Source organism: Bacillus sp. FDAARGOS_1420 (assembly GCF_019344915.1).
GTDB classification, from domain to species: domain Bacteria; phylum Bacillota; class Bacilli; order Bacillales; family Bacillaceae_G; genus Bacillus_A; species Bacillus_A mycoides.
In genome coordinates this window covers 212,862-235,735 of sequence record NZ_JAHWJB010000002.1, presented here as the reverse complement: position 1 = coordinate 235,735, position 22,874 = coordinate 212,862, and the positions used below count along the sequence as shown (strand labels likewise).

The following is a 22,874-nucleotide window of genomic DNA, read 5'->3' as shown; positions in this document are numbered from 1 at the left end:
TATCTTTTTTTACTATACAGCTTGTAAAAACAAAATGCATAACATTATGTACGTTGTTCATTAAATTGACACAAACGTTCGTAAAAACGTTTACTATTTTCACAACATTCTTATTATAGCACAGAGAAAAACTACGGTTTAGCTACTTTTGACTTTTCTCCTTCACGGTTCGTTTGTGTGTTATATGGCACAACGTAAAAACTTGGTTTTGAGAATATATTAATAAACTTTTCCTCATATTTCCCTGTTCCTTTTGCCGTTCCAACGTGAGTATGAATTCCTTTTTCAACTTTATAAATCCGGTACATAATTCTCTCATCAGGAAGCGGCGTCCAGCTTAGTTTCATTGCAAATAAACCGAAAGGACTAAATGCTAGTTTTGCTTCCACGTTTTGAATCTTATCTAAACGAATTGGCAGTCCAATTGTTTCAACACCTTTTGGCCTATGAAAACTCGCTTTATCTTGTATATTTGCTTTCGTTAAAATCTTTTTAAATAACATCGTTGCAGATGCATTTCCATCTTGTAATTGATGCTCTTTATCGGTGCGGTCATAGCCAATCCAAACTGCACCTACTAAATTCGGTGTATATCCAACGAACCACATATCACGCGCACCATTGTCATCATTCGGCAATGAAGTTGTGCCTGTTTTTCCAGCTAAAGCTCCATTATATACGCCAGCTTTCGCCGTACCTTCTTTCACAACTCCTTCAAGCATCTTTGTCATATACCATGCCGTTTGCTTCGAAAAGACTTTCGTTTCAGCTTTTGATGATTCTCCAATGACCGCCCCGTGTCTATTTAACACTTTATCGATAACGTGCGGTTCAATAATATTCCCGTTTGCTAAAAAAGATCGGTACATTTTGACAAGATCAAATGGAGACACACCATTTTTCAGCCCGCCAAGTGCTGTGCTTAAACCTGAGTCCGCAATATGAACATTCCCTTTCTCTAAATATTGCTTTCCCTCATCTACCCCTAATTCATTTAATAAAGATACAGCTGGCACATTTGCTGATTCTAATACCGCATCGTACATCGTCATCTCTTTCGTATACTCATGATTATAATTTCGAGGTTCATAACCTTCAAACGAACTTTTTTCATTCGTTAATAAAGAATATGGATTATATTTCTTCGTCTCAAGTGCAGGTCCATATACGATAAGCGGCTTTAAAACAGAACCAGGCTGCCGCTTTGCAAAAACGCGATTAAGCCCTCTCGGAACATACTCTCTTCCGCCAATCGCGGCTTTAATTCCGCCAGTCTGATTATCCATTAATAAAAATGCACCTTGCGCCCCGTTTTCTTTACCAGGGAAATTTCTCGCATCTTGAAACTGGTTATATGCTACCTTTTGAACTTTTTCATCCATCGGTACGACAAACGTATATCCTCCGCGCAGTACTTCTTGATGCGATAAACCATATAAACGCGCCGCTTCATCTATAACCATATCGATATACGGCATATATGCGAGTTCACGTTCATCTGAATTTTTATAAAGAGCGATTGTTTTCCCTTGGTAACGAACACTATCTTCCGCTGTTAAATAGCCTTGTTTATGCATAAGTGACAAAACAAGATCACGGCGCCCTTTACTCTTTTCTAGGGATAAGTACGGTGAATAGCCATTTGGCGCTTTCGGAAGCCCTGCAAGCATAGCTCCCTCTTCCACTGTTAAATCTTCTACATTTTTATTAAAATACAACTTTGCTGCCGCTTGAATACCATATGCCCCATGACCGAAATAAATATGATTCATATACATTTCAAGAATTTGCTGCTTCGTATATTTTTGCTCTAATTGAAGAGAAATTGCGACCTCTTTCAATTTACGCGTAAATGTTTTTTCGCGAGTTAAAAAGACATTTTTAGCTAGTTGCTGCGTAATCGTACTACCGCCTTCTACCTTCTCTCCAGCTAATGCGTCTTTATAAAGCGCCCGAAATATAGAAGGGTAATCAATTCCTTGATGCTCATAAAAGCGAGAATCTTCCACAGCAATAAATGCTTGCTGCACGTACTTTGGAATTTCTTCAATCGGCACGAGCTCTCTATTTTCTACATATAACTTCGTAATTTCTTTTCCTTTCTGGTCAACGATACGTGATGAAGAGTGGAAAACAAGCTGCTTTTCATCCATCATATAGCCACCAGTTAACACAATAAGTTTATAGAGTACAATCGCTACTACGAACGTTGCTACCCCGCCTAATAAAGTCCACTTTGCTTTCTTCATACATCGGCCTTCTTTCCAAATGATGGTACATTTATTATTTGAAAAAGAAGTATCTTTATGTATATAATCTTCGAAGTTTTTTAAGAAAATTGATATAATAGAGACAAACCATAAAGGGGGCATTAAAATGAAGGCTATTATTTCATACGAAACACCTCTAGAACAAGCACATTTCACTGCAAAAAATAACGAAAAAGATATGTTTTATAAAGAAAATACTGAAGAATCTGTGGAATCCACACTTCAGTATGACGTATTAGACGCTGTTGGAGAATTTAAAGGACAACCTGGCTACATCGTTTGTAACAACATTTCTGTAACAGACGAAGGTCGCCCAGTATTTGAAAACCGTTTTAAAAAACGTGCTGGTCTAATCGAAAATGAGCCTGGCTTCCAAGCAATCCGTGTTCTTCGCCCATTAAGTAACGATACATATGTCATCTTAACGATGTGGGAAACTGAGCAAAACTTTAAAGACTGGACAGAATCACGTTCATTCGAAAACGCTCATAAAAAACGTCCTGCACAAGCAGAGGGACAAGCTCAGGCTCAGGCGCATCCACATGCAGAACAGCAAAAAAGCATTTTCTCTCGCCCGTCGTTCGTGACTACTTTTGATGTGTTAGTTTAATTTTCGGAGTTCGGAGTCGGCGGTATATGAAATTATATCGGCGATTTTTCGAATATATCGACTTATCGACAAATCACGACACAAATAAAGGAAACACCATTACACGGTGTTTCCTTTTTCTTTGTACCAATTATATATGCGAAGCGCGTCTTCTTTTCGCATATGCTTCACTTCATAACCGCGCCCAGCTACCGCTACAGGAGTAGTACATAATTCATCTTTCTTTTGAAAATACGATTGATTATAGCCCACTGCTTGAACATGTCTTCGTCGCATCATTCCTGTATATTTCGCAAAATCACGGTACACGACCGTTAGTTGATTTTCTCTTATTGCATAGCCGCCACTTTTATATCTAGCATACGCAAGTAACGAAAACACGATAAATAACGGTAAAAGAACAAATAAAGTGATATATTGTTTAAAATATATACTCACGCCGACAATTGGAACCGTGAGCTGATACTTATTAACCAGCCTATAATGAAATAACGACGCAACGCTGTTTTTGGTAAGTGAACGATCTCCTCTTCGATTTCATAAGGTAACTCTAAATATGTGAGCAGGTGCTGTACATCTTTTTTCTTCATAAAAGGATGCAGCATCACTTCGTTACTTGCTGCTCCAATACTTTGAATTGCTTCCACTTCAACAGCACAATAACCAAATGGTTGGCGAAAAATACCTTCTTTCACAGTAATCGCTTGAATGCGGTGCAATTTTAAGACAAACTCTTTCTTTTCAAATAACCCTTGAACGATACAAATCTCTTCCCCTTTTCGCTCAATTTTAAAGTTTGCATATTTTAACACATATCCCGCCGTAGAAACAATCCATGAAATCGCCATTAAAATTACTGCAATTACAATTAGTTTATAGACACCATTCCCCATCACATACACTTCTATTTTATTTGTGAACCTTTCCGGAAGAACAAAATTAAACTTTGTGTAAAGAAGTACTAGTCCAGAAAACACTAGTCCCAACCGACCAGATGTAATCGCTGCTGCTAAAACTTCTTTCGATGTTAACTGATAAACCGTCTTGCTTTCTTCCTCTTCTATTTCTTCATTTACAGTAACTTCTTTCTTATGTAATAAAGAGATTAAATGTTTTGCCTCGTCTTCTTTAATACCAGCTAACATCACTTCTGGCTCACTACCGCCGCCCGCTACTTCTATGTTTAACTTCGTAAGCCCAAGTAATTGATAAATAACGTTAGAAGACGTACTAATATTTTGCACACGGTCTTTATTTAAATAACTTTCCTTCTTCACAAAAACACCGTGTTTTATATGTAAAATATTATTCTCAATCCAGTACACTTTGAAATACCATTTGATTGCTGAAAAAATAGCCATAATGAATAAAACAAACAAAAGGAAAAGATAAAATAAATACCAAGGTTCCACTTGTTCGTCAGGTTTAAATAAAACAAGAATAATAAGTGGCAACAAACTCGCAACCCTAATACCTAATAAAATCGTAATCGGATGTTGCCTCTTATACATCCTCATCACTCACTTTCGCAAGTTCTCCAATTTGTCTTTTCAATTGTTCTGCTTCTTCTTTCGTTAAACCAGGAATACTATGAGAAGTTGCCGCTGTTGAAATATGTAATTCTGCTAAATTATACTTTCTCATAATCGGTCCTTGTTCAATCGTAACGTGCTGTACACGGATCATCGGAAGAAGTACGCGTTTTACAACGAACATTCCCTTTTGAATCTCAATCTCTTCTTCATTTAATCTGTAACTATAATAACGTTGACGTAAATTTGGAAATACAAAATAGTCGAGTGGTATGTATATAACTGCTCCTGTCACTAACAATCCAAACAACCAGCCCCACCAGTTAAAGTTAATCATAAAAAAGAAATACGCAATTACGACTGCTAGTATAACTGCCGCCCCAATTAAAGCATGAATTCTCCACACTTTTAGCATATTAGAATGAATTTCCTTTTCTAACGGCTGCATCTCATCACTCCAATTATATGAATTTATTAATTATATATTAGTTGTTATATACAGTTTTGTAAAATTATAGTTTCTTACATTGTGTCGAGCATTTCTTTAAAATTCCCTTCATTAATGGAATACACCTGAAACTGAATGTAATCTATCTCATTCGTATTAGGGCGAGCGTATGGCAAAATGTTAAATTTAGAAGCAGATCTTCCTAACATATCCACAATCATTAGAGAAACGTCAATATATTCGAAGTCTACACGGAATACTACTGCTTCTCCCGTAAATTCATACTCTTTAATCGCGTCATAAGACTTATTCGCACTAATTAACATCACTTTTAATAGTTGGTTTAAATTTTCTGGTTTAAAATTAATCATATACGCAGCTCCTTTTTTCAATAAAATACTATGAAAACAGTGTAATCTTATAATTTCATAGCCTCACACATTCATTATATTAAAAATAAAGCTAGTTTTTTATAATTTTTTTGATATAATTACTTACGGGAAACGGGAAGAATTTTGTCTTCCCTTGTGTTTTTATTTGCATCTAGTACTTTTGCTAGATGCTTTTTTTTATGCTAAAAAGGTACCCTCAAATACTTTGAGGATACCTTCCCACTTTTATTATCTCTGTTGTTTTCTACCTAATACGAGTAACCCAAAACTCATCATTATAAGAAGTGCTCCCATATATGGTTCCACAGGCATTTTCTGTCCTGTCTTCGGTAATTCTTTTTCAGGCTTCTCTGGATTCGTTGTTCCAGGTTCCTCCGGATTTGTTGTTCCAGGCTTCTCTGGATCTGTTGTTCCAGGCTTCTCTGGATCTGTTGTTTCCGGTTTTTCTGGATCTGTTGTTCCAGGCTTCTCTGGATCTGTTGTTTCCGGTTTTTCTGGATCTGTTGTTCCAGGCTTCTCTGGATCTGTTGTTTCCGGTTTTTCTGGATCTGTTGTTCCAGGCTTCTCTGGATCTGTTGTTCCAGGTTTCTCTGGATCTGTTGTTCCAGGTTTCTCTGGATCTGGTTTTTCTGGACCTGGTGGTGCTAAATGACTCAATTCGTTTAATACTTCTAATTGAACTGAATTTATCATTCCTTTTGTAATTTCAAATGGAATTGGATTAGTTAATTTTTCATATCCTTTTGGTGCTTCTACTTCTACAAGTGTGTAGTTACCTACAGATAGATCTGAGACTTTTGCTTTTCCTTCTTTATCTGTTGTTACTCTCGCTACTACTTTACCTTTTTCATCATGAACTTCAAACACAGCTCCTGATAATATATTCTTGCTTTCAGCAGCCATTTTTGTAATTTCCACTGAACCTTTGTCTAACTGTTCATTCTCTACTTTCAATGATAAAACTTTCGTCATACCTTTTGTAATTTCGAATGATACTGGTTCTGTTAGTTCTTTGTAACCTGGTAAGCTTTCTTTCTCTACTAATTTGTACTTACCTACAGATAAATCTGAAATTGTTGCTTTTCCTTCTTTATCTGTCGTTACTTCTGTTACTACTTTTCCTTGCTCATCTTGCACTTCGAAGACTACGCCTTCTAATGCTTTTTGGTTCTCTTTATCTACTTTTGTAATTTCTACTGAACCTTTGTCTAATAGTTCATTCTCTACTTTCAATGATAAAACTTTCGTCATACCTTTTGTAATTTCGAATGATACTGGTTCTGTTAGTTCTTTGTAACCTGGTAAGCTTTCTTTCTCTACTAATTTGTACTTACCTACAGATAAATCTGAAATTGTTGCTTTTCCTTCTTTATCTGTCGTTACTTCTGTTACTACTTTGCCTTGCTCATCTTGCACTTCGAAGACTACGCCTTCTAATGCTTTTTGGTTCTCTTTATCTACTTTTGTAATTTCTACGTTACCCTTGTCTAACATTTCGTTTTCTACTGTTAAAGTAAGAGATTTTGTCATGCCTTTTTCAATTTGGAAAGTAATCGGATCTACTAATTGCTTATATCCTTTTGGTGCTTTTACTTCTACCAACTTGTATGTTCCAACTGATAAATTAGTAACTTGTGCGTGTCCTTTTTTATCTGTCGTTATTTTAGCGACTACTTGTCCTGCTTCGTCTTGAATCTCAAATACGGCATCAGCTAAAGCATCTTTATTTTCTTTGTCTACTTTTGTAATTTCTACATTTCCTGTATCCACTAATTCATTTTCGACAGTTAATTGTAATGCTGTTACTCTACCTTTTTCAATTTCGAATGAAATTGGTTTTTCTAGCGGTTTGTATCCAGCTGGTGTTTCTACCTCCACCAACTCATACTTTCCAATAGATAAATCTGAAACGTTTGCCTTTCCATCTTTATCCGTTTTTACTTTTGTTACTACTTTCCCTTTTGAATCACGCACTTCAAACACAACACCTTCTAATGGTGCTTTACTATCTTTGTCTATTTTCGTGATTTCAACATTCCCCGTATCCACCATTTCGTTTTCTACAGTGAACGCTAGAGATTTTGTCATACCTTTTGTAATTTCAAATGGTACCGGCTTTTCTAATTTTTTGTATCCTGGTAAGCTCTCTACTTCTACCAGCTTGTACTTTCCTACAGATAAGTCTGAAACGTTTGCTTTTCCTTCCTTATCTGTTGTTACTTTTTTCACCTCATTGCCCTTCTCATCTTGGACAACAAACGTTACTCCCGCTAACGGCGCCTTATTATCTTTATCTATCTTCGTTATCTCTACGTTTCCCGTATCTACCATTTCATTTTCTACTTTTAATGATAGTACCTCGGTCATGCCTTTTTTGATTTCAAATGATACTGGCTCTGTTAGTTTCTTATAGTCTGGTAAACTTTCAACTTCTACTAGTTTGTATTTCCCTACTGATAGGTCTGCAATTTTTGCTTTCCCATTTTTATCTGTTGTTACTTTCTTTATTACTTTTCCAGCTTCATCTTGCACTTCGAAGACTACACCTTCTAATGCTTTTTGGCTGTCTTTATCTACTTTTATAATTTCTACTGAGCCTTTATCTAACTGCTCATTTTCTACTTTCAGTGATAAGACTTCTGTCATACCTTTTGTAATTTCGAATGATACTGGCTCTGTTAATTTTTTGTAACCTGGTAAGCTTTCCGTCTCTACTAATTTGTATTTTCCTACTGATAAGTCTGAGACATTCGCTTTTCCATCTTTATCTGTCGTTACTTTTTTTACCACTTTTCCTTTTTCATCTTGCACTTCGAAGACTACGCCTTCTAATACTTTTTGACTGTCTTTATCTACTTTTGTAATTTCTAATGAGCCTTTGTCTAACTGCTCATTTTCTACTTTCAATGATAGGACTGTCGTCATACCTTTTTTAATTTCAAATGATACTGATTCTGTTAGTTTCTTGTAACCTGGTAAGCTTTTCGTCTCTACTAATTTGTACTTTCCTACTGATAGATCTGAAACGTTTGCTTTTCCATCTTTATCTGTTACTACTTTTCTTACCACTTTATCTTTCTCATCTTGGACTTCAAATTCGACACCCGCTAATACTGCGCCGCTTTCTTTGTCCACTTTTGTAATTTCTACATTACCTTTGTCTACCATTGCATTTTCTACTGTTATTGGGAATATGCCGTCCCCTGTTACATTTACTTCGAACTCTGTTTCTTTTAATTGGTATCCTTCGGGCGCTTTCGTTTCTTTTAAAATATATTTCCCTGGTGCTAACGGTTTAGAAATTGCCTTACCGTCTTTATCTGTAACAATATGTTCAACTACTACACCGTCTTTTACTACATCAAACTCTGCATTTGCTAATGCTTTACCACCATTTTCCGAATCAATTTTCTTTAATTCAATTTGACCCTTTTGCATGGTATTTTTAATTTCAATTGTTTTTGTTTCTCCAGCTTGAAGTGTAACCTCTACCGGACTTGTTAATTTTTGATATCCTTCAGGTGCTACTTTTTCATAAATTTTATACGTTCCAGGTGCTAAAGTTTGAGGGGCTGAAAAACCTTTTTCGCCTGTTTTCAGTACTGCAACAACCTTATCCTCACTATTTCGAACTTCAAATTCGGCACCTGTTAACTCTTTATTCGGATCCTCAGCATCTATTTTATGAATAGCTACTGTACCTTCTTTTGGAGGTTCCGGCGGCGTAACCGTTACTTCATTCGATGTTAATTTCTTATCATCATAATGTAACTCTGCTTTATTAGGAACCTTCTTATCTACATAAGAAGATAAGTCTGCATCAGCTTTAATTTTCGCCTTAATATTCAAGTTGATTATCTGGTCTTCATACGACTTATAGTCAAAGCTCTCACCGAACGTAAATGTTACTTCACTTTTTTGTTTATCTATCGTTAGTGTTCCTTTAGAAGTAATATCTTGGCCATTTTGATCATACACTTTTGCCTCTAATACTTCTAATACATCTTCTAAATCATCACTAATTACCATAGATGTGTATTTAGGCGGATCGTTTGGTATATGCGTACCAACTTGATATTGAATAGGTTGATCCATTTGTGTTAACTGCTGATTCTCTACAAGCTTACCATTCTCATCAACTATATTCTTTTCAATACTAGGTGGATTATCGTCGCCTGAACCGGTTCCTCCCCCACCACTTACGAATACTTCTCCTACTTTTTCTTCAGTTTTAATATTTTTTCCTTCTAATTTCACTGTATTTTTATGAGGCTTTGCAGCGGGATTGGTAATCTTTGTTTTATATCTTAAAATATAACCTTTTGAACTGTCTGGAAATTCAATTGTAAATCCAGTTTTCGTTGTATTGATTTTAATTTTAGATAAATCTGCTGGCTTAATATTTGTTGCTGCATAGCCATCTTCAAATACAGCCTCTTCTAATACTACGCTGTCTGTAATTAACTCATGCCCAGGTCCTAATGTGTCTGTTAATTTAAGATCTTGCATTTCTGTTCCAGTTGCATTTACATATACTGTCCAGTCTGCAATTGAAGGATCTTCCTGATTATAAGAACCCCATTTCAATAGATTATCTGTATTGGGCTGTGGCTTCGGTCTCTCTGTCGTATTATTTACACTTACTTCTTTATTTACGATTTGACCATCAACGTTAAATTCTAATGGGATTTTTTGAACACCATCATATGCTTCTAGAGCAAAATAGAATTCTACGAATAAAGAACCTTTAATGTTATTCTTTCCTTCTACATAATCACCCATAGTACACGTCAATAGACCCTTTTTCATCTCACATGTACCAACTGTTTTTCCTTCAGCATCTTTTAAAGGAAAACTCATATTCATAAGATCTTTTCGAAATTCTTTTGGCATATCAATTGTGAATTGATCTCCACTTTTTATCTGTTCTTTAGCTGACCACTTCACTTCTACTTTCATACCATCTGAGGCCTGATATGGTTCAGATGTCGTGCCATCAGTACGGGAAATGCTAATATCATCCACTGGACTTTTCATCACAGCAGCTTGAATAACTGGAGCCCACACATTCAGCACTGAAAATAATACTAGAAAAACTAATGAAACCATTGAAATGTGCCTTTTAGTACTTTTCGCTTGCATATTTTCCTCCTTGAATATTATATTTATATAATAAAAAAAGATCGTCCGATTGCATCAAAAAGTGCAACCAGACGATCTTAGTAACCAATATATATTACCGTAGACTCTAAGCTTTGCGGCCTATCCTTTCGAATAGTGTGCTAAAAATATTTTCTATTATTTTTTGTTTCATTTTCCTTTTGAACCAAATATTACTATACCGTCTGGACGGTTATAATTCAACACCCTATACAATTGTTCTATTATTCTAATAAAAAAAATAATTCCCCGCCGGATTAAATACACCAATGGGGAATTATTTTTCATTCTATAGTTTATATATTCTATTTATAGGAAGCGTTAATAAGGGCTTGAATCACTTTTCCTCTTAATTCAGGGCTTAGTCTTCCGACCCCTAAATATTCCGAATACCATAATCCATCAGCTGCTAATCTAATAATTGTGGCACAAACAGAATCCATTTCATCATTTTCTATTTTAGTTTGCAATTGCTGAAATGCTTGTTGTAATGGCTCAAGCAATTCAGGTTTTAGCATTAATGCTGCCATCATACTACTACACAACTCTTCTGTTCTTTTCTCATTACTTAATCTTTCCTCTATAAACGAACGAACCCACCTTCCTTTCTTCTCTGTGTCTTCCGTTACCTTATTATAAATAGCACCATGATACTCCTCTGTCCCTTTAAGTATCATGCCTTCTATTAAAGCTTCTTTATTTGAAAAGTGATACAATAATCCACCTTTACTTACACCTGCCTCTTTTGCTACTGCTTCTAAAGTTAACTTAGCTACTCCTTTAAATTGAACAATTTGAGAAGCGGCGGCTAAAATCCTTTGCCGTGTTATGCTCGTGTTCATTCCTTTTTAAACCCTCATTTCTACTAATTCTATCTAAATACGTATTTTATTTTTAATATTGTTCAGTACTACTAGGTATTTTTTTATTCAATATAGGCTTCATTATCTTTGAATTGTTAGTTGCTTCTTCTATTAAAAATTTCCATATCACAATATGATAACATCAAATACGCAACGTTGACTATACATCTATACTTTTATGTTCATTCCTAATATATCCATAAAATGTGAAATGCCATTTTAACGAGTTGATTTCCTATCCTTTAGTTTTCAAGCATTTTTCAAAGCTGGTCTTCCTACCACCCTATCAGCTTTATTGTTTTATTTTATAAGACGGTGCCAATTCTTTAATCACTAAATAAAAAATGTTATTACTTCTCTTTCTATAAGTAATAACATTTGCTACCTATAAACCACTTAACAAATTCCTCTCCAACTAGCATCCTTTATATCTTCGTTAGTCGGTTTTCTAACTGATTCAACAAAGCATTCCTCGCAAGCACCAAATACAATGAAATTTCTCTGTGCTTGTCTTAACGAAACTTCATTCGCTCCGCCTTCAAAGTCATGATCGTTAAACTGAACAGGATCATCTTCCCAATAACATATGTTACAAATTTCATATGTACCTGGTGGTTCTTCTTCTAATGTTTTACCCCGCATTAACGGGCAGTAAAACTCCCACCTCAAAATTCAGCTAGTGCAAAGGAGTTAGGTGGGAGATCAACTGCCCATAAAAGCCCGATTGGTTCAACTAATAATCAGTGGGGAATGAACAAAATCCCCACTGATTATTAGTTGAACTTTATATCCGCAGCATGGACAAGTGTATTTCATTTTGTCACTCCATTATTAACTGATTTTTTCTCCCATATATTTCGGCCCACAAAGAATGTAACAGCGCAAATCATAGTTATTCCCATGAAAAGAGTATTAGAATCTTCGTATGTAGTTGGAATCCCTACCGTTACGAAAACAATACTAAAAGCTAAAAGCAAATATAATAATAAAGATATAATATAGCTTAGTTTAAAACGTAAAATGATACCTCTAAACAATAGCTCACCAAGAAGACATCCACCTAAAATGATAGGTACTCCGAAATACAATGTAAGGACTCCCATTTGCGCAGTAGATTGAATTATCTTTCCAATTATGTTCGGCGAAGTCATCTCATCATTTTTTCCCATCCTATCATATAAATCAAGTGCCGTTGCTGAAATAAAGAAACTTAATATAGAAAATGAATACGGAATTAAAAATTTGCTCAATCTCATTCACCTCACTTTTCCCTTCACATATATTATTCATTATTTTCTATCATTTTACATAAAAAAATAACCCTCTATGATAAAACATAGAGGGAAGAGCTTTGAAGTGAACCCGAAAACAGAACACATATCAAAACACCTAAACCGTCTGTTCCCTATATTCTTTAGGCGACAAGTGGTTTAGGTGGTTTATTAGAAAGTAGTACCTTCTTTTTTATAATATTCTTTTGAAATCTCTTCATAAAATGCTGCCGATGTCGCGTAGAAATAAGGTGCAGACCATAAGAAACCGATTCCTAAAGTAAGAATACTTAAAAGGAACCAGCCAAGGAAGCTTAAGCATAGTAAAAAGTAATCCATTTTATGTCCATTCATCATATGGCGACTTTCGGTAATCGCTTGATTCGCTGTGTATTCTGGACGATCATTCAAAATAAAATACGTCATAGAATAAGAAAATGATTTAATAATACCCGGAATAATAAGAAGTAATGTCCATAGCATCAAGTATACATACATTAGTAAATATGTTAAAAACGACTTCATAATCTTACTTCCATCGCTAAACCATCTAAATAAATCACCAATGCTAGCACTAGTCTCACGGATTACATTTAAAACAAGATAGTAGGCGCCTATTGTTAACGGACCGATAACAAGCATTGCAATAATACTTACTGTAAGCGAATCACTTGCTTCTTCCCAACCCCAAAACATCGAGAAAACACCTGTAATTAGAAGTTCAACAGCTCCAATAAGGATTCCGACTAATAAGGTTGCCCCTACCGCTAATCCCCATTTTCCTTTTAATGCATCAAGTGCTTCTCTTTTTAACTGACTTATCATATATAGCCTCCTAATACTTTTTCTATATTAGTATACCATTTATATCAAAAATTCCACAGATTTTCCTGAAATAGAAGTATACTACCTTTTTTTCTGATACGTATTGAGAAATGTGAGCTGTATTTGCACCCATATATGAATCAAACTACTCATTTCTCCATAACAAAAAAGCCTGCCTTTCATACTAGGCAAGCCATTTCATTTAATCCTCACATATTCTCTTCTTATACCAATCCTGCATTCTCTCCGCATCCTCTACTCTCGTATGCTCTAGTTTATAATTCGATGATGCACTAGAAAACGTATACGTACATAAATCCGCTCGGCGCTGGAAATATGATTGTGTTTTTTCAATTGATTGGACGTGTCTTCTTCTTACAAGTCCTGTATGTTTCCCAATACTACGATGTATAATCGTAATTTGTTCTCCGTTTACACCGTAACCATTTGTTTTAAATGTTGCGTATCCAAGTGTAAAGATGAGGGTTGCGAGCGGAATTAATGCCCACATGATGAAGTGCTTTTCAAAGTATATACTTATTCCAATAAGCGGGATTGCTAGCATTGCGAAGAAAATGAAACTATCAATTAAATAACGGCGCAAGGCTGCTTTTGGTAATGCAATAATGTTTGTATTCAGTTCATATGGCAATTGTAAATGAGCGAGTAACTGTTGTACGCGATCTTTTCGAATAATCGGATGCAGCGTAACTTTGTCCTTCTCTTCTCCCAATCCCTTACTTTGAATAACTTCGACTTGCACAGCACAATAACCGAACATCTGACGGAAAATACCTTCTTTTATCGTAATCCCTTGAATGCGGTGTAACTTTAGTACAAGTTCTTTCCTTTCAAGTAATCCTTGAGAAATACGCACTTCATCGTTTTTTCGATTTACTGTGAAATTACCATGTTTTAACGCGTAACCAATTGTAGATATAATCCACGAAAGGACGAGTAAAATAGCTACCATGTAAATCCAGCCGTATATATCATGATCCATTACATATGACTCTACGCTATTTTTTATCCATTTCGGAATGTACTCATCTACTTGGTGATACACGAAAAAGATTAATGAGAATAATAGTCCAAACTGACCAGATGTAACAGATGCTAATAAAATTTCTTTCAAAGTTAATTTGTACTCTGTCGCTTGCTTTTCCTCTGTCATAACTTCTTTTTCTACTACTTCTTCTGATGTTTCTTCTGCTTTTACTTCTGGAGTTGGCTCATTTAGTAAGAAAATAAGCTCCTTCGCCTCATCTTCTGTAATACCAGCTAGGCTTACTTCGGCATCATCGCCTCCGCCAGCTGTTTCGATTTGAATTTTCTTTAAACCGAGCATTTGATATAACACGTTTGAACTTGTATTAATCGTTTGGACACGTTCTTTATTTAAGTAGCTCTCCTTCTTCACAAAGAGCCCTTGTTTAACATGTAATACGTTATTTTCAACCCAGTATGTTGTGTAATACCATTTCTCAAACGCTGAAAAAACGGTGAGTAAACCGAATCCAGCGGGAATTAAATACCAAAATGGAAACTTTCCATTTAAACTAAACATGAAAATAAGTAATGGTATAAAGTCTGTTATTTTTAATTCTAATAACATCGTAATGGGATGCTGCCTCTTATACATCCTCATCACTCACTTTCGCTAATTCTGCGATTCTCGTTTTTAACATTTCCGCTTCATACATCGTTAAGCCTGGAATGCTATGAGAAGCTGCCGCTGTTGAAATATGTAATTCTGCTAATCCATGTTTTCTCATAATTGGCCCTTGTTCAATCGTAACGTGCTGTACACGAATCATCGGTACTAATACGCGCTTTACGACGAAAAGACCGTGCTGAATTTCAAGCTCTTCTTCATTTAATTGATAGCTATAATAACGCTGACGCAGTTTCGGGAATAGGAAGTACTCAAATGGTGCTAGTGCAACTGTTAACCCGATCAGCACATACAAAATCCACGCCCACCAATCAAACTTTATCATAAGGAACAGGTAAACTAAAATGACGAGAATACCGATCCCTTCCTCAATTACAGCACGAACTTTCCACACCTTGATCATGTCAGGATGAATTTCATTTTTCAATGGATCCATGTAACCACTCCAAATCTATTAATCTAATATATGAATTGTCTCAATCTATATTTTACATAACTTTACATAAAATTGAAAATTTATTATTTATCCTCTTTTTTCTCAGGAATAAAATATCCGAACCAAAGCAGCCAAACTAAACTAATTAACGCGAACCAACCTTTATCCGCTTGGAAAGCTTCAATCATACCTGGGATTTTATAAATTCCAATTAACCCCAGAAAACCGAGCCACCAGTTTTTCTGCATTTTCATTTTTATTCTCCCTCCTTCATTACGTTTTTCACATTTTGAATCCAAATTTCTTTATACTTTAACTGGAATCCTATTAATATGTAATTACTCATATTATCAATAACGAGCGCTAACGTATGCGCGTTTTCTTCAGTTGCATGTCGTGACACAACACCAAGTTCCACACCTTTCTTTAATAAATCGTGGAATCCATTTAAAAACTCTTCTTGTATTTCAAATAAGCGTTTCTGGTACTTTTCATTTCGCGTCGCAGTTACGATGAATTCATTTATAACGCGTAATATGCCTTCTTGACCTCTATACTCAGACAACATATGTAAACCATCTGCGATTAACTTTTCTGCAAAGTTTTCTTTCGTATATTGTTCTTTATCGAAGTAACCCACGAAATAATATCCAGAAAAAATCTCTTCAAATAAAAAATCAACTAGCGCTTCTTTAGACGGAAAATGATAATAAATAGCTGGCTTTGATATACCTACTTCTTTCGCAATCATTGAAAGACTCATCTTCTCAATGCCATGCTCTGCCATTAGTTTAAATGATGCCTCTACAATGTGCTGCGATGTTTGTAAATTCTTTGTCATACTATACCTCACTTATTTTTACTTACCGGTCGGTAAGTAAATTGTAAAATGAAAATGAATGATTTGCAAGTTAATTAGAGTTTTAAAAGGAACTTCTTGATGAACCTAGAAAAATATAAAGTAAAAACAATGTATAACGATAAGGATGGTTTTCATATGGGATCTGGCGGTAAAGGTGGTAGCGACGGTGAAGATGGCAAAGATGGTAAGAGCGGTAGTAGTGGGCTTTTATTAATCATTCTGCTCTTTATCGTATTCATTATAATTGGAGCTAGTTATAGTGTGTTTAGCTTCTAAGAAAAGACACAATTCAGTTAGTTATAGTAGCGTAGAAAACTGAAACAGAGATTAAAATTTTCCTTCTTAAGGTTTCTTCACCAGTAAGGGCACGCAAAATAAAAAGCCCCGGTTATATTTAACAGCCAGCGCTTTCTATTTTCAGTACTCTTATAATGTTTCAGCTATATTTCGCGCTCTGCCGCACACGTAAATCATTATTGATCATCCACAATAATATACGCTGTTCTAATTGGCCCATGTACACCTACGACAAGGTTCATTTCAATATCCGCACTATTTGACGGACCAGAAACGAAGTTCACACAAGCCGGCAAGTTTTCTCCCGCTTTACTTTGATCATGAATCAGTTTTGTAGCTTGGGTTAACCTTGGTACAATCGTACTTTTAGGAACGATTGCAATATATGACTCCGGAAGAAGACTCACATGTCTTCCTTTTAACCCGTCATTAAATAGTACAACGGTTCCTGATTCTGCCAAAGTCATATCACTGAACGTAATGCCAAGGTCAGCAGCTTTCGCAAATTTTATGTCCTCTTCTTTATGTTCTAATCCCCATGTACGAAAATGTGTTGTTCCTTCATTGCTGAAACATGGTGTAAGACCATACTCATTAAAGCGCTCATCATTCGAACATATAACAGATTCGATATTCCAATCTTTTATAAAAGACCCCAATGTTTCAACAAGATTTTCCTTTGTTGTTCGCTTTACTTCTGTATGAATGACTTCGCAGTGCTCTATTAACTTTAGTACAAGTTCGTCTTGCGCCAGTCCGTCAAAAACAGTCCACTGCGGGGAAAAAGACCAGTTCGGTTTTTCCACTGCTTCTGGACGTTTCCTACCAAGCTTTTCTGATAACTGGAGTAAAAATTCCTCACGATTTTGGATGGCCATCATTGTTCTCCTTTTCGTGTTTTTCAAACCACTCTCGAAACGGTTGTTTTTTCGGAACTGGAAAATCTCTCGCATCCGTCCAAGCTTTTAACGGTCCAATTCCACGCTCGATCTTATCCCCTTTTGCAAGAGGTTTTAATGCATACGGAGCGCTCTTCGCTGCAAAAGAAAATAGTCTAGGACTCTTCACCGCTTTTTCAAAACCTTTCATAGCCACGTTCCAAGCTACAGGTGATCGTTTTTCTTCTACAATGCGGCTGCGATGTTTAATTAATAAGTCATGTAACGGGATTTTCACTGGACACGCTTCTGTACAAGCACCACAAAGGCTAGATGCGTAAGGCAAATCCTTATATTCATCATATCCCCCTAAAAGCGGTGTCAACACAGCTCCAATTGGTCCTGGATAAATAGAGCCATATGCATGTCCACCAATATGCCTGTATACAGGACACACATTAATACATGCCGCGCAACGAATGCACTGAAGGACACTTTGGAATTCTGTTCCTACAATATCGGAACGACCATTATCAACAATGACTAAATGAAATTCCTCAGGTCCATCTTCCCCGCCAGGCTCAGTTAACCCTGTAATATAACTTGTTAACTTTTGTCCTACAGAACTTCGGCATAGAAGTGTTACTAAAACATCAAGCTCTTCCCATGTCGGAACAATACGCTCCATTCCCATAACTGTAATCAACGTTTTCGGAAGTGTCGTAGTAAGTCTTGCATTTCCTTCGTTTGCTACGATAGAAATTGATCCAGACTCTGCAACAGCAAAGTTACATCCAGTCACTCCTATATCCGCTGCAAAAAAATCATCACGTAAATAATCTCTTACAAACCTCGCCATTTCCGTAGGATCAGATGTTCCAGTGTAATTTAACTTTGTTTTAAATATTTCACAAATGTGCTCTTTATCTTTGTGAAGGCATGGAACAACAATATGCGAGGGAGGATCGTGGTCGTTCACTTGTAGAATAAATTCAGCAAGATCTGTTTCTAACACTTCTGCTCCAGCTTCTTCAATCGCTTCATTTAAACTAATTTCTTCTGTTACCATCGATTTTGATTTCACAATTTTTTTCGCGTTTTTCTTTTTTACAATCTCTTTTACATATTCCCTTGCGTCTTCTGCAGTCTTTGCGAAATAAACGAAACCACCGTTTTTCTCAATATTTTCACTCAGCTCATATAAATAATAATCAAGGTTTTCTAATGTATGCTTTCGAATTTCTTCTCCTAAAGCTCGCCATTCCTCCCACTTCCCAAGACTCTCAGTGGCTTTTAATTTCTTGATTCTCAGACCATCTTGCGCTTTCCTGACAGCCTGTCGCATAAATTGATCCCCAATGCCTGTTTCAGTACGCTTATGAAAGGGATCGTTCCCTATTCTCATTCCCATCTCTATATCCCCCTCTTATTTTCGATCTTCATTTAATACTTGAGCAATATGTTTTACATCAATCTGATAACCATTACGTGTTAAACGTCCTTTTATATTCATTAAGCAGCTACAATCCATCCCAATTAACAATTCCGCACCGGTTTCCATAATATGCTTTACTTTTTCTTCAACCATTTGCTCAGAGATTTCTGGCATTTTCACCGAGAATGTCCCTCCAAATCCGCAACAATCATAATTATGCGGCAATGAAACAACTTCCAGTCCCTTTACACACTTTAATAGTTTTTGCGGTGGTTCCTTAATCCCCATTAATCGGCTCATATGACAAGATGTATGAACCGTTGCTTTTTTATAAAGCTCTGCACCTAAGTCTTCTTTCCCTAATACTTCAACTAGAAATTGTGTGAATTCATATGTTTTATTTCCAAGTTCAGTAGCTTTTTTCTTCCAATCCGCTTCGCTTTCAGAAAATAAGCTAGAAAACTCGTGAACCATCATAGCGCAAGACCCCGATGGTGCCACAACATATTCTGAACTGGCAAAGGCTTCAATCATATGCTTTGCAGCTGTTTTTGTTTCTTTCACATACCCGCTATTATAAGCAGGTTGTCCGCAGCAAGTTTGAGTTTTGGGAAAATCAACTTCACACCCTAAATCTTCAAGAATTTCCACAACATCTTTCCCTACTTCTGGATAAAAAATATCTGCAACACAAGTAATAAATATTGATACTTTCATATTTTGCACCCCTAAATACAGTAAAGTAAGCTCAAGTAACTTTATCTGTATATTATTGGTAAAAAAATTAAAAATATGAATAAAAATAAAAAAAAGCATCCTAAATGTGTAATTTAGGATGCTTTTTGTAAAACAAATTAATTTCTATTAAGCAAGCGCATACGATAACAATTCATCGTTACTTCCCCAAGCCTTTGCAATAATTGATAATTTGCGTATGCTCCGACCGGGGCACCGATGATCGGGACGAGTTGAAGCATTTTTGCTAAATCGATATAGTCTCGGTATTCTGTTTGGAACTTTTCCCAGTCCATATGATTTTCTTCTTCTGTATCCCACGTTTCAATCGCTTTCCATACTTCTTTTCGGTAATCGTCACTTGAAAAAGCAAGCTGGAAAACGTGAAGAATAAAAAGGCGCTCTTCTTTTTTACTCGTATCAAATCCGTACAATGTTGCTGCATCAAATAAAAATTTTATTTTAATGGTAAGTAGAAGCGGAAAATCAGCAAGACCGAGGAGAATACCACCTGCTCCCGTTCCTGCTCCTTCTGCCGCTGCGACTTTTTTGTACTCATCCATTTTTTTACGTACTTCATCGTCTCTTCTTTGCAGTGACCAGTTCGTTTCTTTTAGCTTCGGTTTTATGAAGTTTGATCCAGCACTAATTGTTTGCACCATCATCCGAATCGTTTCTGTTAGTACCTTTTGCACTTTCGCGGGCACTAGTTGTTGCACTTTCACCTGCACTTTTTTAGAGAACCGTGTCATCATAGAAGAATCTTTCATGAATGTAGCTTTCCACTGCTCCAATTCTTTTATAACCTTCTCTTCATATGTAATCATAGGTTCATTCCTTTCAGTTTAAACGCTCAATGCGCTTTGCACCGTATTGATAAACGAAACCGATACTAAATAATATGCTTACGACAAATAAAATGCCGGTCATTATGAAATCTTTCGTCGCAAGTGCAAATATAATTGTAAATACAACACTACCAATGATAAGAATCGCATTTAATAAAGTAAGGAAATCTCTCTTCTTCTCGTCTTCCCCTACCGGATATAAATCAAGCCAAACTTTCATACGGTGATGTTTCCAAAGGGTTAAGAGCTGGTAGCCGATTAAGTATAAGAAAACAAGGCTTACGATAAAACGTCCATATAAAAATGGGATAAAGTAAAGAATAATCCCGCCAAGAACGAGTAAACGCATATATAATCCGAAATAGTTACCCGATCTTAAAAATGTTCTCGTATATAAGTATAAATATGTACGTTTTTCACCGATCATCGAAAGAATGAAATCAAGCCATTTCCTACGTGATACTCTCTCTTTTAACGCTGGTACATCAACGAACATGTTCGCAATGCGGTACAGCAGCATCATTTTTTTACCTTCTTCAGAAATTAAATACTCCCAGTTTAGCGGCTTTCCCTTCACCTTTTGGTGCATAACGGCAAGGTATAGCGCCATTAAAAAGACAATCACACCGGTAAAAATGACTGAAGTACGTTCTACAAGGACGTACACAAATAAGCCGTTTAAAATAAAACGAATAAACCAATCCGCTCTTTGTACATTTTGATCTGTTAAAAATGATTTTTCCCACGCTACGAATAAATTCCACGCTTTTACAATGACAAACGCAATTACAATCCATATGTAATTGGCACCTGTTTGTTTCATTTGCTGGAAGTATAACGGGGCAAGCGCAGCTGCTACCATTGCGATTATGTATAACTGAATCATAAACGTAAAAAGAAATGCCTTCGTAAAGTAAGGCTTTAACTTTTCTTCAACTGGCAGCAAATACACGAGGTCTGCTTCTTTTAATAACGTTTGGACTGACCCAGCTGTTAATACAAGACCAAGTAAGACTGCCATAACGACCGCTGTCGGAAACGAAGGTGTTAACGTTTGTAACCATTGCTGGTAATAATACGCTCCTGCACCGATGATAAATACGAAAATAAATTTCAAATGATCATTAAATACGTATTTACTATATGTACGAACTTCTTTTAGAAAGTGCCGAAATCGTTCTTTCCATAACGCTGTGCTATTCATAATCTTCTTCCTTCGTTAACGCAATATAAATATCATCAAGCGTTGCACCAGGCATATTAAACCCGGATTGAAGTTCTGATAATGTTCCCATCGCTCTCACTTCACCTTGATGCAAAATAATGAATGAATCACAATAGCGCTCTGCTGTCGCTAAAATATGTGTACTCATTAAGATACCCGCACCACTCTTTTTCATTTGATCCATCATTTGAAGAAGTGATTGAATCGCTAACGGATCAAGTCCAACGAAAGGTTCGTCTACAATGTAAAGTGATGGTTCAACTAAAAATGCACTCATAATCATCACTTTTTGTTTCATCCCTTTTGAGAAATGAGACGGAAACCATTTTAAGCGATTTTTCATGCGAAATTCATGTAATAATTGTCCTACACGTTCTTCATATTGTTTTTCATCTACACCGTACGCCATCGCTGTTAATTTCAAATGCTCTTCTAACGTTAACTCATCATATAATACTGGCGTTTCTGGAATGAAGGAGAAACTAGAACGGTACGCTGTCATATCATCACGAATTGTTTTCCCGTTAATTGTGACAGTTCCTTTTTTCGGCTCCATTAAACCGATGATATGTTTAATTGTCGTACTTTTCCCGGCTCCATTTAAACCGATCAAGCCGACAAGTTCGCCTTTATTAACAGAGAACGAAACATTTTGCAGTACAGGTCGTTTCGTATATCCTCCTGTAACATTTTCTACACGCAATAACTCGCTCATACGACACCACTTTCTTCATTGATATTCATTCTATATTCATCTTACCAAAAATTGTGCTGTACTACATAGTATCGATGTCTCCAAAAAAAATTAAAATTTCTTCGCATATATTTTTACGAAAGCGGACATCATAATTAAGGAAGAAGGAACACACTTGAAAAAGCAACCACCAATTGATGAGTACAACAACATAGTGAAGTCATCATGAAATGGGGTGTCCAAGTTGGACAATGAAATTTACACATAACCAGATAATTTGTTTCATTTTCGAAACGGGGTGTCTCCGAAAGAGCATATACTGTTTTAAAAAATAAACAATTTCATTTAATACAAGATTGCAATTCATTTCACTTGAAAATGGGGTGTCTGCGGCAGAGACTTTAGCCGATTTACCGTG

At 36.1% G+C, this 22,874-nt stretch carries 20 protein-coding genes, 1 pseudogene and 1 riboswitch; of the genes and pseudogenes, 2 read left to right on the top strand and 19 right to left on the bottom strand.

Annotation, left to right across the window (positions count from 1 at the left end):
• Window positions 1-131 precede the first annotated feature (131 nt).
• Window positions 132-2,249 carry a transglycosylase domain-containing protein gene (locus tag I6L50_RS11420; RefSeq protein ID WP_002011154.1) on the bottom strand — a complete coding sequence of 706 codons (2,118 nt, stop codon included), beginning with the start codon at window positions 2,247-2,249 and terminating at the stop codon, window positions 132-134.
• A gap of 127 nt (window positions 2,250-2,376) precedes the next feature.
• Between I6L50_RS11420 and hmoB the strand changes: the two genes are divergently transcribed.
• Complete coding sequence (gene hmoB / locus I6L50_RS11415; protein ID WP_219301538.1) at window positions 2,377-2,880, top strand: heme-degrading monooxygenase HmoB; 504 nt, start codon at window positions 2,377-2,379, stop codon at window positions 2,878-2,880.
• Window positions 2,881-2,979: 99 nt separating this feature from the next.
• On the opposite strand, the pseudogene I6L50_RS11410 reads toward hmoB, so the two are convergent.
• The 12 genes and pseudogenes from I6L50_RS11410 to I6L50_RS11355 all read right to left on the bottom strand — a co-directional run bounded on the left by I6L50_RS11410 (window position 2,980) and on the right by I6L50_RS11355 (window position 16,323).
• A pseudogene (locus I6L50_RS11410) lies at window positions 2,980-4,391 on the bottom strand (PH domain-containing protein).
• Complete coding sequence (locus I6L50_RS11405) at window positions 4,384-4,860, bottom strand: PH domain-containing protein (protein WP_219301536.1); 477 nt, start codon at window positions 4,858-4,860, stop codon at window positions 4,384-4,386. Before I6L50_RS11405 ends, I6L50_RS11410 begins: the two are co-directional and overlap by 8 nt.
• 74 nt (window positions 4,861-4,934) lie before the next feature.
• Window positions 4,935-5,231 carry a protoporphyrinogen oxidase gene (locus I6L50_RS11400; protein ID WP_219301534.1) on the bottom strand — a complete coding sequence of 99 codons (297 nt, stop codon included), beginning with the start codon at window positions 5,229-5,231 and terminating at the stop codon, window positions 4,935-4,937.
• A 249-nt stretch (window positions 5,232-5,480) separates the two neighbouring features.
• A complete protein-coding gene (locus I6L50_RS11395; RefSeq protein WP_219301532.1) occupies window positions 5,481-10,394 on the bottom strand; it encodes a SpaA isopeptide-forming pilin-related protein in 4,914 nt (1,637 codons plus the stop codon).
• Window positions 10,395-10,453: 59 nt separating this feature from the next.
• Window positions 10,454-10,546, bottom strand: a riboswitch (cyclic di-GMP riboswitch).
• Between the two features lie 171 nt (window positions 10,547-10,717).
• Window positions 10,718-11,254 carry a TetR/AcrR family transcriptional regulator gene (locus tag I6L50_RS11390; RefSeq protein ID WP_219301530.1) on the bottom strand — a complete coding sequence of 179 codons (537 nt, stop codon included), beginning with the start codon at window positions 11,252-11,254 and terminating at the stop codon, window positions 10,718-10,720.
• Window positions 11,255-11,671: 417 nt separating this feature from the next.
• Window positions 11,672-11,917: a CPCC family cysteine-rich protein gene (locus tag I6L50_RS11385; protein ID WP_219301528.1), complete on the bottom strand. Its 246-nt coding sequence runs from the start codon at window positions 11,915-11,917 to the stop codon at window positions 11,672-11,674.
• Between the two features lie 170 nt (window positions 11,918-12,087).
• Window positions 12,088-12,525, bottom strand: coding sequence for a hypothetical protein (locus I6L50_RS11380; RefSeq protein ID WP_141531514.1), 438 nt, complete (start codon window positions 12,523-12,525; stop codon window positions 12,088-12,090).
• A gap of 192 nt (window positions 12,526-12,717) precedes the next feature.
• The gene (locus tag I6L50_RS11375) at window positions 12,718-13,371 is read right to left on the bottom strand and encodes a DUF975 family protein (RefSeq protein ID WP_219301526.1); all 654 of its coding nucleotides are present in this window, start codon (window positions 13,369-13,371) and stop codon (window positions 12,718-12,720) included.
• 202 nt (window positions 13,372-13,573) lie between these two features.
• The gene (locus I6L50_RS11370) at window positions 13,574-15,013 is read right to left on the bottom strand and encodes a PH domain-containing protein (protein WP_219301524.1); all 1,440 of its coding nucleotides are present in this window, start codon (window positions 15,011-15,013) and stop codon (window positions 13,574-13,576) included.
• The gene (locus I6L50_RS11365; protein WP_219301522.1) at window positions 15,006-15,482 is read right to left on the bottom strand and encodes a PH domain-containing protein; all 477 of its coding nucleotides are present in this window, start codon (window positions 15,480-15,482) and stop codon (window positions 15,006-15,008) included. Before I6L50_RS11365 ends, I6L50_RS11370 begins: the two co-directional genes overlap by 8 nt.
• 83 nt (window positions 15,483-15,565) lie before the next feature.
• A complete protein-coding gene (locus I6L50_RS11360; RefSeq protein WP_002188645.1) occupies window positions 15,566-15,736 on the bottom strand; it encodes a hypothetical protein in 171 nt (56 codons plus the stop codon).
• Between the two features lie 2 nt (window positions 15,737-15,738).
• Window positions 15,739-16,323: a TetR/AcrR family transcriptional regulator gene (locus I6L50_RS11355; RefSeq protein ID WP_113936596.1), complete on the bottom strand. Its 585-nt coding sequence runs from the start codon at window positions 16,321-16,323 to the stop codon at window positions 15,739-15,741.
• 99 nt (window positions 16,324-16,422) lie between these two features.
• Between I6L50_RS11355 and I6L50_RS11350 the strand changes: the two genes are divergently transcribed.
• Window positions 16,423-16,620 carry a sporulation protein YjcZ gene (locus I6L50_RS11350; RefSeq protein WP_257475383.1) on the top strand — a complete coding sequence of 66 codons (198 nt, stop codon included), beginning with the start codon at window positions 16,423-16,425 and terminating at the stop codon, window positions 16,618-16,620.
• A 197-nt stretch (window positions 16,621-16,817) separates the two neighbouring features.
• On the opposite strand, the gene I6L50_RS11345 is transcribed toward I6L50_RS11350, so the two are convergent.
• The 6 genes from I6L50_RS11345 to ecsA all read right to left on the bottom strand — a co-directional run bounded on the left by I6L50_RS11345 (window position 16,818) and on the right by ecsA (window position 22,477).
• Window positions 16,818-17,519 carry a LutC/YkgG family protein gene (locus tag I6L50_RS11345; RefSeq protein ID WP_219301520.1) on the bottom strand — a complete coding sequence of 234 codons (702 nt, stop codon included), beginning with the start codon at window positions 17,517-17,519 and terminating at the stop codon, window positions 16,818-16,820.
• Window positions 17,500-18,930 carry a LutB/LldF family L-lactate oxidation iron-sulfur protein gene (locus tag I6L50_RS11340; protein WP_219301518.1) on the bottom strand — a complete coding sequence of 477 codons (1,431 nt, stop codon included), beginning with the start codon at window positions 18,928-18,930 and terminating at the stop codon, window positions 17,500-17,502. Before I6L50_RS11340 ends, I6L50_RS11345 begins: the two co-directional genes overlap by 20 nt.
• A 15-nt stretch (window positions 18,931-18,945) precedes the next feature.
• On the bottom strand, window positions 18,946-19,671 hold the full coding sequence (locus I6L50_RS11335) for a (Fe-S)-binding protein (RefSeq protein WP_219301516.1): 726 nt from the start codon (window positions 19,669-19,671) through the stop codon (window positions 18,946-18,948).
• Between the two features lie 137 nt (window positions 19,672-19,808).
• Entirely contained in the window at window positions 19,809-20,516 is a 708-nt protein-coding gene (ecsC, locus tag I6L50_RS11330) for an ecs operon protein EcsC (protein ID WP_002011122.1), read from the bottom strand.
• A gap of 13 nt (window positions 20,517-20,529) precedes the next feature.
• Window positions 20,530-21,741, bottom strand: coding sequence for an ABC transporter permease (locus I6L50_RS11325; protein WP_219301514.1), 1,212 nt, complete (start codon window positions 21,739-21,741; stop codon window positions 20,530-20,532).
• The gene (gene ecsA, locus I6L50_RS11320; protein ID WP_061674035.1) at window positions 21,734-22,477 is read right to left on the bottom strand and encodes an ABC transporter ATP-binding protein EcsA; all 744 of its coding nucleotides are present in this window, start codon (window positions 22,475-22,477) and stop codon (window positions 21,734-21,736) included. Before ecsA ends, I6L50_RS11325 begins: the two co-directional genes overlap by 8 nt.
• Window positions 22,478-22,874: the final 397 nt, after the last annotated feature.

Bases quoted from the DNA above. Each gene is read 5' to 3' on its own strand.
- I6L50_RS11385 (WP_219301528.1), bottom strand. From the start codon at position 11,917: ATGCGGGGTAAAACATTAGAAGAAGAACCACCAGGTACATATGAAATT.
- I6L50_RS11375 (WP_219301526.1), bottom strand. From the start codon at position 13,371: ATGATAAGTCAGTTAAAAAGAGAAGCACTTGATGCATTAAAAGGAAAA.
- I6L50_RS11360 (WP_002188645.1), bottom strand. From the start codon at position 15,736: ATGAAAATGCAGAAAAACTGGTGGCTCGGTTTTCTGGGGTTAATTGGA.
- hmoB (WP_219301538.1), top strand. From the start codon at position 2,377: ATGAAGGCTATTATTTCATACGAAACACCTCTAGAACAAGCACATTTC.
- I6L50_RS11325 (WP_219301514.1), bottom strand. From the start codon at position 21,741: ATGAATAGCACAGCGTTATGGAAAGAACGATTTCGGCACTTTCTAAAA.
- I6L50_RS11350 (WP_257475383.1), top strand. From the start codon at position 16,423: ATGAACCTAGAAAAATATAAAGTAAAAACAATGTATAACGATAAGGAT.
- ecsC (WP_002011122.1), bottom strand. From the start codon at position 20,516: ATGATTACATATGAAGAGAAGGTTATAAAAGAATTGGAGCAGTGGAAA.
- I6L50_RS11345 (WP_219301520.1), bottom strand. From the start codon at position 17,519: ATGGCCATCCAAAATCGTGAGGAATTTTTACTCCAGTTATCAGAAAAG.
- I6L50_RS11335 (WP_219301516.1), bottom strand. From the start codon at position 19,671: ATGAAAGTATCAATATTTATTACTTGTGTTGCAGATATTTTTTATCCA.
- I6L50_RS11370 (WP_219301524.1), bottom strand. From the start codon at position 15,013: ATGTATAAGAGGCAGCATCCCATTACGATGTTATTAGAATTAAAAATA.
- I6L50_RS11390 (WP_219301530.1), bottom strand. From the start codon at position 11,254: ATGAACACGAGCATAACACGGCAAAGGATTTTAGCCGCCGCTTCTCAA.
- I6L50_RS11420 (WP_002011154.1), bottom strand. From the start codon at position 2,249: ATGAAGAAAGCAAAGTGGACTTTATTAGGCGGGGTAGCAACGTTCGTA.
- I6L50_RS11340 (WP_219301518.1), bottom strand. From the start codon at position 18,930: ATGGGAATGAGAATAGGGAACGATCCCTTTCATAAGCGTACTGAAACA.
- I6L50_RS11405 (WP_219301536.1), bottom strand. From the start codon at position 4,860: ATGCAGCCGTTAGAAAAGGAAATTCATTCTAATATGCTAAAAGTGTGG.
- I6L50_RS11365 (WP_219301522.1), bottom strand. From the start codon at position 15,482: ATGGATCCATTGAAAAATGAAATTCATCCTGACATGATCAAGGTGTGG.
- I6L50_RS11400 (WP_219301534.1), bottom strand. From the start codon at position 5,231: ATGATTAATTTTAAACCAGAAAATTTAAACCAACTATTAAAAGTGATG.
- I6L50_RS11355 (WP_113936596.1), bottom strand. From the start codon at position 16,323: ATGACAAAGAATTTACAAACATCGCAGCACATTGTAGAGGCATCATTT.
- ecsA (WP_061674035.1), bottom strand. From the start codon at position 22,477: ATGAGCGAGTTATTGCGTGTAGAAAATGTTACAGGAGGATATACGAAA.
- I6L50_RS11395 (WP_219301532.1), bottom strand. From the start codon at position 10,394: ATGCAAGCGAAAAGTACTAAAAGGCACATTTCAATGGTTTCATTAGTT.